Below are 10652 nucleotides of genomic sequence, written 5' to 3' on the forward strand. Positions count from 1 at the left end.
CCTGCCACTCAACACGGTAACCCTGCCGTTTAAGAGCATTAACGAAACTATTAAATGTCCGTCCTTTCCGGTCCGGGTCCGGGTAGCCATCTTTGAGCAATGGCCCCCAAGTCTTAAATTCCTCCACATTTTCGAGCATAATAACCCGCGGGCGGACGGTAGCAGCCCACCGAACAGCCACCCAAGCCAGACCGCGAATTTCTTTCGCTACTGGCTTGCCGCCCTTGGCCTTGGAAAAGTGTTTGCAATCCGGGCTGAACCACGCCAGACCTACGGGACTCCCCTTGACCGCTTCAACCGGATTCACTTCCCATACCGATTCGCAATAGTGTTCCGTCTCCGGGTGATTCGCCTCATGCATTGCTATTGCTGCCGGGTCATGATTGATCGCTATATCCACCGACCGACCTGTTGCTAACTCTATTCCCGTGCTGGCTCCACCGCCGCCCGCAAAATTATCCACTATTATTTCTTGCATACCGTACCTCCTCAGCGTGGAATGTACTTGATCCGAACGCGCAGCTCTTCCAACGAAAAATTACGATCAGTTTCTAGGCAATAGTCCTGACCATTATGACCAATCCGAGACAGCACCCACCGATCACCATCATCATCCGGAGCAAGATATTCAATAGGTTCGCCGGAAGTAAGTTCACGTTCATGCAAGGAGTAGCGTCCGTTCGGCTGCTTTATCAGCTCGCCTTCATCGACAACTTCGGCAAACGTTTGAACCAGCAATCGGTTCGCATCATCCAACATGTCACCGATTCGGTAAAACATTCCCCGCAAATACAGGTCTTCTGGATTATTCTGATCGTAATGTGTCGTCCAACTTTCCTCCGCGTCAGTAATCATGTGAGTAACTTTTTTAATCTGTGGAAGCAGATTTTCCAACTTCTCACGGATCTGATTTTTCATAGATTCACTCATAGATATCGTCCTTTCGGCATGAAATAAGATCGTATGTTCCGTTTTATAGATGCAGATGGCCGCCGTAGCCCGTGAAGGGAGGGGCCACGCTGCTTTATTAAAGGAACGGCTTACGCCGCTCCCCCGTTTTTCATTTGCTTGGCAACCATCTTCTTGTAAGCCGTCCATTTGGCAGTGATCTGGCCGCTGGTCAAGCCGATGGTTTTAGCAATCTGCATCCAAGTCTTGCCCTCTTCCCGGCGCTGCTGAAGCAATGTAGGGAAATCAACAGGGATATCCTCGAAGGTAGGACGGGCTTTCAAAATGTATTCCTCCAATTCCTCCTTATCGACTACCGGTTCAGGATCTGTGTCGGTATCGGGATTTTGATCACCCTCTGACTTGCCACTATCATCGGGTTCAGGCTGCTCAGAAGGATCTGTATTGGTGTCATCTTGGCTTTCCTGCTGATTTTCATTTTGTTGATCATCTGGCTGACCTTCTACTGGCTCGTCAGCTTTCGGCGGTACTGTATTGACTTGTCCTTTGCGCCATTCATCCCACTTGGCAGCCATCGGCGCGACCCGCTTCCGATATTCGTCCACCATAACCACAAACACGCCTACACCCATACCAACATCAGCAGCTATCTTTAGATAGGTATCTCCGTCGGCCAAGCGTTCTGTAATTTCCAAAAAGTCATACTGCATGTCGTCAAATCGTGGTGCCAAACCGCTGAGTATAAAATCCTGAATAATATCAAGGTCAATTTGCTCTGGATCAGCTTTAACCTCCACTTTCTCAAGCGGAAGCCCAAGGTCCATAGAGAGTTGTTCCCCTTCTGGCTTAGCTACGGACACCATACCGCCATCATCAACGGTGTATTTAGTGATTGGCTTGCCCGTTCTGGCATTCTTCAACACCTTGTACGTAACGATCTGTGAATCCAAACCTCCGATGACTTTAATCTCCAACATGCTTTGAAGCGTATTATATTGACCGTCCAGCTCAGAAGCCGGGATACTAATTGTAATTTCCGTTTCTTCCGCTGATTTGAGATTGATCTTTTTAACGGTACCTTTGAAATTTATATAGCTCATTTTTAAGCCACTCCCTTAATAAAATTTTGATGATAGGCCCAGCAAAGTGCGATAGCGTCTGAAGGATCGAAAAGCCGTTCCCTCACGTCCCCAATTTTGTATTTGCCCCGTGGATCATTCCTCTTGTATAAGACAGGAACCGCAATTTCGTCATAGTCCAGGTCGAACAACATCTGCATTTCCACGGCGACTGTCTCTTTATCCGCGTTCCCTTTGCCAGTCTGCATTTTAAGCTCTGAAGGTCGAATAGCCTTGATAGGTTTGTCCAAATGCAAAGCAGCCAACGTAACCATGGAATACGCTCCAACAAGAGCCAGCACACTATTCGCATTTTTAAAGTGAACCGGACGCTCTAATACAATCAGTTCCGGTTCTTCCTGCTCGATCAATCGGAACGTGTCCTGATAGATGGCATCCAGCACATTTGGCATTTTAATTTTTGAGAAGTCACGCAAACCAAAATCAATCGGCTTTCCGTTCTTCATCGTGGCCCAACCATCAAAATTTGTACCGTGGTCAATCCCCATAATCTTCAAATGTTCTTCCCCCTATTTTCAGGCCAGTCCTTAACAATTGATCGGAACTCAACAATCCCCTCGTCAAGCTCGCTCCGGGCAATGTCAGGGAACTCCTCAAGCAGCTCCACTTCGTCAGGCACATAGCCGGTACAAACAAAACGATGTTTCATGTATTCGTAGACACTCCAACGTGTCCAGCATGACGCTTTCATTAGGCTCCCCGCCGGATTACCCGCTTTTTAAGACCGGATTTGCTAACGAGCGCCATTTCCAAATCTGTATCCAGCACCACCAACCATGTGTTGGGCTTGAGCTTCCAAGCCTTCATTTCTTCTTTCTGGCGACGCGTCGGCCGCGCTGGCCGTGTTGGTTTCCCCATGTCCGTTCCTCCCTTATGCAATTTGCTGTGTTTCTTTCTCGAATTTGAGCTTCACCAGCCCAGTAGGACCATTCCGTTGCTTCGCCAAGTTGATTTCCAAAATACCCGGGTCTGGCGTGTCTGGATTGTAATATTCATCCCGGTATAACATGAGAATGTCATCGGCTACGGCGCTGATCGCCGCACTTCCCGATAAGTCCGAAACAAACGGCCTTTTATTTTGCCGAGTCTCCACATCCTGCTTGACCTGTGATAAACCGATCAATGCACAATCGCAGTCCTTTGCAGCTTTCCGTAGCTTCTGACATACCCGATGCAATCCAGAACCGCTATTGTCATTACGCTCCGCTGGTTCAAGCACTTCCTGCAAATAGTCCACAATGACCAAATCCAGTCCTTCCTGCCGCTTGATTCGGCGCATTTCGGAACAGATGTACTCCGCAGTCACCCCACGACTATCATCGATGTGAATTTTGCGTAAAAACTCCATCTGCGTAGAAATGCGCTCGATCTGTTCTGGTTTCAAATGACCCGAACGGATTGCTTGCAGCGGAATACTGCATAGATTAGCGATCATCCGGTTATAGATTTGCGCTTTGGACATTTCCAGACTAAAGTCCGCTACCTTATGCCCCCGCTGAGTTGCCCGCATCTTGATTTCATTGGCAACCGCTGATTTACCCATACTGGTCCGAGCGCCAATGACAATCAGGTTAGTACGCTGGAACCCTAGTGTCAGCCGATCCAACGCAGACCAACCAGTCATAATGCCAAGTGCGCGACCCGGGTCTTGAGCTTTGAGCACCAAGTCCTCATACCACTGGATGATGTCGTCCACAGTGGTATCTTCCCGCAAAGCTTTCGGCCGGATATCCAAAGAGCGCTGTTCAAATTGATCCAACAATTCCTCAAATCCACCCGCTGACATATCCATGAATTTTTCACGGTACTCACCAACCAAATCCAGTGCTTTACGACGAGCATCGGTTTCAATGAGCTGCCTGATATTCTGCTCCAATATGGAAATTGAGAAGGCTGAGCTAGTTAGTTCGGAGAGGTAAGAAACTCCCCCCACCTTCTCCATATGCTTTTCAAACACCGTTACCAATCTGGTCATGGACAGCTCCTGCCCCATCCGGTGTAGTTCTTGGATCATCTTCAATAGGTTTCGATGCCAAGGGTGTGTGAATAAGCTTGGTTCAAGCGTGACCGCAACTTCGCCTACCAGCGTAGGGTCCAGAAAAAAAGAACCTAAAATTTCGACCTCAAGTAACTCCGTATTCAGCAAGCCTCTGTTCATCTGCCTTTCGCATCAAAATCGTAATGGGGTCGTCTTCTTGAATTTCTGCTTCCGCCGGTGAAGCCCGATCCATTCGGCGTTCCGTTTCCGGTCCACCACGTTTACGGTATCCTTCCAGCGTACCCCGGACGTAAGCCAGGCTCTTTTTATTCTGCCGGACGGATTCACGCATAGCTTTTAGCAGCCACTCTCCGCCATAATCGTCAAACAAGACCCCAAGGTCCTCGGTTTCAAACTGGGTAACCTTCCCTGCATCCGTAAAATTGTTTTCGTAAGCACGGTAGATATAGCCAAAGGAATAGTCTGAAGGAAGACGACCACCGCCTCCGTTCTCTGTACCTATTCCCTGTAAAGTATCTAAAGAAGTAGTAGTATTTTTTTTAATAATTGCTTTAAAGATTGTTTTAGAGAGCCGAAATCCCTTGGTACGTCTAGAGAAATCACGCTTCACACTTCCCTTTTCAGGAAGTCTAAACTTCCTTTTTCGGGAAGTTTCCGCTTCCTCTTTCGGGAAGTCACTTCCCTTTTTAGGAACTGACTTCCCTTTTAAGGAATCATCAGACACTTCCCTTTTTGGGAAGTCATTTCCCTTTTCAGGAAGTTTTTTTGATAAATTTGGTGATGTATTTTCGATATTTAAACGAACCAATTCATTCATTTTTCGAGAGTCGAACGCAGATACTGTTTCAATCTCCCACTGGTCAAAATGCTTATTAAATTGGTATGCATTTAGTGAAGGTTCTCTGAATATCACCTTGCATTCGACCAACGTGTCCAATGCTTCTCGGATATAATTTTGACGAACACCGCACAATTCAAAGTCCTTTAGTTGTGGAATGATTGCCGATGGCTTCCCACACCCCCAGCTCAGCGTAAGAATAAAATCAATGATGTTTCGCTGCCGCTGAGTGAACTTCCGCCGGATCAGCTCTCGGTGTATTTCGTGCGATATTCGTATGTGTGCATCCGTAGGCTGAGGGTTTACGCTGGAATCCACCGGCTACACCACCTAATCTTTTGTTATACTGTGGACCTGAACTTCAAAATCGTTATTGATGCCATGTGCTGTTTGCAGCCCTACCTGTATGCCACGTCCAAGTTCTGTAATTACCATATTGATGAATTCGGGCATGTGTTCCGGCTTACCAGACACAGCCATCTGAGCTCCTATTGCATAAGCCATGGACTTGAAATGTTCCGTCATGCTTTCAGGGCCTTGTTCCTGTGCCGCATCAAATAAATCATTTAATTGGTCGAATATAGTTTGATTGGTATGCATCACAAGATCAGCGAACATAACAGAGTTGAAGCCATAATTAGGAACCTCTGCTAAGTAAACGCCCGTGGACCAGCCGCTGACTTCTGTTTGTTCGACGGTGTATACTCGGCCCTCGATCAGGCCTTTTTCCCTTGCCCTAATACGCTGCTGTTCGTGACCATTTTTATTGAGAAAGACCACTTTGTGGCCTTTCTCAGCATAAATATTCATATAACACACTCCCTCATCGTTTTTTCTCTCCAAGCTTTGTTGCCCAGGCAGCGACCCGGCGTAACTTCGATGTCGCCGCCCTTTAACGTAAGAGACGAACAATCCAGTTGATCGCTCGTAGTACATGCCGTTCAACACGGCAGGCTCGTTCGTAGCGAACAGGTTGAGCTGCTCAACCTCATTCATAAGCTTGGCCCCCTATCATCCCGCAGAAATATATAGGGATACTTCGCACGGACTGTCGTCCAACCTGGGTAACCTCGCCCGAAGTATTCTCGTACCTTGCGCTTAAAAGCTTCCGGGTCGGATTCTTTGATTCTCCAAATGTGTTCACCGATCATGCTGCGCAACAACGGTTTACCAGTGATCGCATCTATATTGCTCATTCAAGATCTAACTCGTCCTGGCCCGATCCAGCATCAGGTTGCTTCGGATCAGCGTCACCTGACTGAGTTGTATCATCACCCTGTGGTTCCTGTGGCATTTCAAAAACAAAAGGCTCATCGTTTGGTGTGATATCCTTGCGCACCGTCTCGTCCTGAGTAACCGCAGAAGCGATTTCCACACTGATGGGTAGCCACTTCCAACCCGAACGAACAACCGTCTTCTTGCACATTTCGGTATAGTCAGTCACCCAAGGGCCTTTACTAGATGCTTTGGAACGCTTCTTATGCTCTTCAATCTCGCTGATCGGCATATAGTGAATGAAATGACCGCCATCATTAAACTTGGCAACCATATAAGCTCCGATGATTTTGCCTGACTCCTTTGGTTGTTCATCTTTGCGCAAAAACCAAGGAACGTGCTGCAATTTTTCCTCCAGCCCATATGTCAGCTCAATGAAATCATTTTCATAGACTTCGTGGGCGGCAATAGACTTGATGTTTCCAGACCGTCGTGCTAGATCAATCATTCCCTTGTAGCCGATGATGAATGTGGCTTCTGTACCGTATGGGATGATGTAGCAATGACCGATCAGGCCTGGTTCCAGACCAAGCTGCGCGGCTTGCATGACCGCCCCCATGAGTGACGGCATAGAGCATTCCAGTAGCTTCGGATTCGTACGAATCGTCGTCAGGGCAATACGGCTGAGCCGATCAATGCTCATATGCTTTGGCATAGCCTCCGCAATCTGATACTTCATTTTGTCCATATAAGCAGCGATGGTCTGAGAAGGTGTAGGCGCATCGTTTTTTGCCCCAGCCGCCTTATTTTGAAGCTTTTTTTCAAGGGTTGCTCCGTTACTGCGTTGTCCTGCCATAATAGCCTCCTTACTTCACCAGAAAACGTCTTGAAGACGTGGTGTTCGCGTATTTTTCAAAGATGTGTGGCTGTTCCTGCTTCAAACGCTTAGTGTCCAGGCGCGTTGTTTGACTGGATTTCCAAGTTACCAAGGGTTCCCCATTATACGTGGCAACCTCATTTTCACCGATAGCTGACTTTAGCTCGTTCTCCAATCGCTTAACCTGTTCTGCAGCCGCTTGTGCATCTTCTTTAGCCGCAATGAGCTTGTCTACCATCAAAGCCTGCTCCTTCTCCAGCGTAATTTCTGTCGCAGGACGTGAAGCAGGATACAGCCGATTCAACAAATCCGTCGAAGCAGCGCTACCGTCCACCATAGGTGGAACACGTGGAATCACATGATTGTTCCAAAACTCGTCCTCGATCTGCACGAGAGAATCAATAATGCCCTCGTTTCGTTCGACCAGCTTATACTGGAACTTCTGGCCACCGATCAAAACAGCAAAGTACCCGTAATCTACACCAAGCACAGCCATGTAATGCTGAAGCTGAATGGCATACTCGTCAGGAACCTGATCGTCTGCCCACTCATCCAACTTGTAGGCACTGGCCGTCTTACACTCCAGGATACCTATTCCACGACCGCCCTTATCCATAATGAGACGATCTACGTTACCAAGCATGAATGGATGGTCTGGATGCTGGTACATCTTATTGCTGCGTTGCACGCGCAATCCAGTTTGATTCATAAACTCACGGGCGACTAAATCTTCCAGTTGGTTGCCCCAATAAGCTGCTTCTCCCGGCTTGTCCGGTACGATTTGATCAGTTTTCTCAAGAAAGACACCAACGGGTGATTTATAACGGTTCAGCCCAGCTACAGCAGAAGCATCAGAACCCCCAATACCACGTTTACGTAGTTTCAGCCATTCATCCCGCTCGATGCCTTTTGTAATAGCAGCTACATTCATAGCCATGCCTATCGCTCCCTCTTGTTTGGTTGGCCCCCATCTGCTACGATAGGGGCAAGCAAATATTTAGTTTTCAATGTTCAAGGTGACCCGGTGCAACGGGTCATTTTTCATGTCCATCAACTCTTCTATCCATGCTCGTCCTCCAAACTTCTGATAAAATGGAGTTGCCACACACCATATTAATCAGTTGAGGAGAGATTACTTTGAAACTTGGACTATCGTATGAAGATTTAGAGCAATACGGGTTTGTTGAGTACAGTAACTCCACTTTGGATGTAATTGAAGAATCCGAGAAGGACCCTGTTTTATCCAAAATGGATGCAAAATTTGTATTGAATGAGTCCGCACACGAAGGTATTATTCGTGCAGTTGCAAAGATGATTGAAGCGAACAACGCCGAGCTTCTAAAGCAGTTAAAAGCCGCTGGCGTTCTTCCGGATCAGCAACCAACTTCTCAATCCGACGCTTCCGAAGCCCAATGAGTTGAAGTTCCTGGTTTATAACAGCCGTCGTTCCCACGGCGGCTTCCAACGTCGCCACACGGGCTTCCAGCTTGGCAATACGTTTTGTTGTTTTGCTCACCTACCCTACCTCCTCCGCATCATGTTCCACGATCTGTCGGTACTCAACGATCACTGGGGCATTTTCAATGCTGACAATCAGCTCACCCTCTCCATCCAGAACAAAGAACTCTGAATGAACATGATTTTCATACTCTGCACCGACTTGCTTGATCTCGATGATCTCGCGGTCATTGTGCTCACCACCAACAGCAAAAACAAAAGCTGGAATCGTAGCAATGGTTATGGATTGAATCACTTGCATAAGGCATCCTCCTTCCATATGTATTGCGGTTTCCCGCGACCTTCGCCCCCGAAGGGGCTAGGTTTCGTCCGCTCCGCTGCGGACTCGTCAGGCGGATTACTTATTCAGCGGGCACCATCGTTTAGAAGTCTTTAAGGTGAGCGGGCTGTACGGAGTCATGTCACCGAACCCGATAAAGTTGTAGACAGGCATGCCTCGGCTGTCCTTGATCTTGCCCGCGCGGTGAGCTGGATGTTCGCAATAATACTTTTTGCGACCTGTGCGGCCCTGCTGTGACTGCATTCTCCCGTGTTCCTTGCAAAACGAGCAGTACCTACATTGCTCCTTCATTTACACTCGCGGCGGCCAATTCCATTCACCAGGCTCGTCGCCTTGGCGAACGTTCAGCGCATTGAACTGCTTACCGAACTCATTCCACACAGCCAGATTCACCATACCCTCTGTGTCCGGGTTAACGTGGACAACTATCGCTGCAAGCGTCTTGCCTTCCTCGTCTTTGTAATGCACATTGCGTACTACTGATGGTTTCATGTATTTTCCTCCCTTTCGTGTGTAGTAAAGGTGGGCAAGGATTTGCACCTCGCTACGGTTTGCACTTAGTTTTTCGTTGATCGCCAGTCTCAGACCAGACTTCACCGCAAAGCCGCATTGGATTTTATAGCCGACTAATGCCGACAACTTAAACGCCGGGATTTACACCCTACTTCTAGACTCACAAGCGTTGCGTTCCCTTTTCTGCCACCACCTTGGATGCGTCAGCCGCATCTTCCGACGCCGAACGGGAGTTGGTTATGTTACCGTCCGACGCCGGAAGACAAGGCCGACATGGCCTGTCCGTTGCCAGCTTGTTCTAAATTGCTGGCAATTGTTCAATTTCACATAAAATGCGGGCCGAATATTCTATAGGCAACTCCCGAAGGCTTGCCATTGCATTGTCCCAATTGATGTAAATTTCGTTTCGATCTGCCCAAAGAATCTTGCCTTCTGGACTTAGCGGATCGACTCCCCGTATGGCAACTGTATTAATTCTCAAGGCGTGTGCTTTCTCGACGTAATTAGAAATGATCTTTTCAGCCAAATCCTGTGTCATACACGCTCACCCTTGCTTTCTGCCGCAGAAGGAGATAAAATGAGCAGCACAAGAGACTTTAAGCGAGTTCTCAAAGTGAGTGTCCGCCCTAGCCGGCGGGCATTTTTATTTTGTTTCATATCCGTAATTTCCTTTTTTAAAAACCAATCCCACGTCCCGTCCTCTGGTTGAATCACTGTTAACCGATTCTGCATAACTGTGAGTTCATCAATACGTTGCTGTACGATGTTCATTCCCTTCCCTCATTTCATATATTTTTTAGCCTTCAGGTCAGCGCGGTGTTCTTTCCACGTTGCCAGCCACGAAAATGAATACTCTTTACATAGCACCGCAGCAAAATGAGTAAGAGCTGTAATAGCTTCAACCGTCTCCATTAGCAGACGCTTCATATTTTGGCGTTCGGATTCTGTGAGCTGGTCAGCAGTCTTACTAATAGGAACCTCAGCAGACAAAACAAGAACTTCCCTCATTTCTTCAACCGTCTTGAACAGTACGCTTGCCCTATGTAGGTCCACATTATCCAGCCAAGGAGCAAAGGCTCCGCCGGTTACTTCCCCGGCTGCTGCAATGAAGAGTTGGCCGTCGTCGTAATGTTCGGTAGTGCTACGCATCAATTCTTTTGAGGGCTTACGGGAACCATTCGCAATCTTCCCGATCAACGAAGCATCAACATGAGCCACACGCCCAACAGCGTTACGCGTCTCACCTTTCTTTTTTAAAAGGTCTTGTAACGCTGGTCCGAATTGTCCGATTGACACTTTCAAATCCACTCCTTTGTCCGGTTTTGATATTTGGATCGGCTACACTAAGTTGGACAGAAAAAATA

18 protein-coding genes are annotated in these 10652 nt (G+C 47.7%); 1 reads left to right on the plus strand and 17 read right to left on the minus strand.

All coding sequences use genetic code 11. The features are described 5' to 3' along the window. The 12 genes from L696_RS0104090 to L696_RS0104145 form a co-directional block, all read right to left on the minus strand. Window positions 1–478: DNA cytosine methyltransferase (locus tag L696_RS0104090; RefSeq protein ID WP_025682505.1), on the minus strand; the 478-nt coding region annotated here is incomplete at its 3' end. Between the two features lie 11 nt (window positions 479–489). After that, window positions 490–930 carry a DUF5348 domain-containing protein gene (locus L696_RS0104095; RefSeq protein ID WP_025682506.1) on the minus strand — a complete coding sequence of 147 codons (441 nt, stop codon included), beginning with the start codon at window positions 928–930 and terminating at the stop codon, window positions 490–492. Between the two features lie 110 nt (window positions 931–1040). Next, window positions 1041–2009 (minus strand): hypothetical protein, encoded by a 969-nt coding sequence (locus L696_RS0104100; RefSeq protein ID WP_025682507.1) that lies wholly within the window; start codon window positions 2007–2009, stop codon window positions 1041–1043. Window positions 2010–2011: 2 nt separating this feature from the next. Beyond that, window positions 2012–2536, minus strand: coding sequence for a crossover junction endodeoxyribonuclease RuvC (locus L696_RS0104105; RefSeq protein WP_245233282.1), 525 nt, complete (start codon window positions 2534–2536; stop codon window positions 2012–2014). A 5-nt stretch (window positions 2537–2541) separates the two neighbouring features. After that, window positions 2542–2739 carry a hypothetical protein gene (locus L696_RS28225; protein WP_049827263.1) on the minus strand — a complete coding sequence of 66 codons (198 nt, stop codon included), beginning with the start codon at window positions 2737–2739 and terminating at the stop codon, window positions 2542–2544. Continuing rightward, the gene (locus tag L696_RS30215) at window positions 2739–2906 is read right to left on the minus strand and encodes a DUF6906 family protein (RefSeq protein ID WP_155985315.1); all 168 of its coding nucleotides are present in this window, start codon (window positions 2904–2906) and stop codon (window positions 2739–2741) included. Before L696_RS30215 ends, L696_RS28225 begins: the two co-directional genes overlap by 1 nt. 13 nt (window positions 2907–2919) lie before the next feature. Continuing rightward, on the minus strand, window positions 2920–4206 hold the full coding sequence (locus tag L696_RS0104120; RefSeq protein ID WP_025682509.1) for a replicative DNA helicase: 1287 nt from the start codon (window positions 4204–4206) through the stop codon (window positions 2920–2922). Beyond that, window positions 4172–5203, minus strand: coding sequence for a replication protein (locus tag L696_RS0104125; RefSeq protein WP_025682510.1), 1032 nt, complete (start codon window positions 5201–5203; stop codon window positions 4172–4174). Before L696_RS0104125 ends, L696_RS0104120 begins: the two co-directional genes overlap by 35 nt. Before the next feature lie 12 nt (window positions 5204–5215). Next, window positions 5216–5881 carry a hypothetical protein gene (locus tag L696_RS0104130; RefSeq protein WP_025682511.1) on the minus strand — a complete coding sequence of 222 codons (666 nt, stop codon included), beginning with the start codon at window positions 5879–5881 and terminating at the stop codon, window positions 5216–5218. Beyond that, the gene (locus tag L696_RS0104135) at window positions 5878–6081 is read right to left on the minus strand and encodes a hypothetical protein (RefSeq protein WP_049827264.1); all 204 of its coding nucleotides are present in this window, start codon (window positions 6079–6081) and stop codon (window positions 5878–5880) included. The genes L696_RS0104130 and L696_RS0104135 overlap by 4 nt, the downstream gene beginning before the upstream one ends. Then, window positions 6078–6956, minus strand: a complete 879-nt coding sequence (recT, locus tag L696_RS0104140; protein ID WP_025682513.1) for a recombination protein RecT — start codon at window positions 6954–6956, stop codon at window positions 6078–6080. Before recT ends, L696_RS0104135 begins: the two co-directional genes overlap by 4 nt. A gap of 10 nt (window positions 6957–6966) precedes the next feature. Next, on the minus strand, window positions 6967–7914 hold the full coding sequence (locus L696_RS0104145) for a YqaJ viral recombinase family nuclease (RefSeq protein WP_025682514.1): 948 nt from the start codon (window positions 7912–7914) through the stop codon (window positions 6967–6969). A gap of 200 nt (window positions 7915–8114) precedes the next feature. Between L696_RS0104145 and L696_RS0104150 the strand changes: the two genes are divergently transcribed. After that, window positions 8115–8393, plus strand: a complete 279-nt coding sequence (locus tag L696_RS0104150) for a hypothetical protein (protein ID WP_025682515.1) — start codon at window positions 8115–8117, stop codon at window positions 8391–8393. A gap of 100 nt (window positions 8394–8493) precedes the next feature. Here L696_RS0104150 and L696_RS0104155 read toward each other — a convergent pair whose 3' ends face one another. The 5 genes from L696_RS0104155 to L696_RS0104175 all read right to left on the minus strand — a co-directional run bounded on the left by L696_RS0104155 (window position 8494) and on the right by L696_RS0104175 (window position 10584). Next, complete coding sequence (locus L696_RS0104155) at window positions 8494–8736, minus strand: hypothetical protein (protein ID WP_025682516.1); 243 nt, start codon at window positions 8734–8736, stop codon at window positions 8494–8496. A 330-nt stretch (window positions 8737–9066) separates the two neighbouring features. Then, entirely contained in the window at window positions 9067–9267 is a 201-nt protein-coding gene (locus L696_RS0104160) for a hypothetical protein (RefSeq protein ID WP_025682517.1), read from the minus strand. Window positions 9268–9586: 319 nt separating this feature from the next. Beyond that, the gene (locus L696_RS0104165) at window positions 9587–9826 is read right to left on the minus strand and encodes a hypothetical protein (RefSeq protein WP_025682518.1); all 240 of its coding nucleotides are present in this window, start codon (window positions 9824–9826) and stop codon (window positions 9587–9589) included. Further along, complete coding sequence (locus tag L696_RS0104170; protein ID WP_025682519.1) at window positions 9823–10059, minus strand: hypothetical protein; 237 nt, start codon at window positions 10057–10059, stop codon at window positions 9823–9825. The genes L696_RS0104165 and L696_RS0104170 overlap by 4 nt, the downstream gene beginning before the upstream one ends. A gap of 9 nt (window positions 10060–10068) precedes the next feature. Further along, window positions 10069–10584 (minus strand): helix-turn-helix domain-containing protein, encoded by a 516-nt coding sequence (locus L696_RS0104175; RefSeq protein WP_025682520.1) that lies wholly within the window; start codon window positions 10582–10584, stop codon window positions 10069–10071. Window positions 10585–10652 lie beyond the last annotated feature (68 nt).

The organism is Paenibacillus maysiensis (genome assembly GCF_000520815.1).
GTDB classification, from domain to species: Bacteria; Bacillota; Bacilli; order Paenibacillales; family Paenibacillaceae; genus Paenibacillus; species Paenibacillus maysiensis.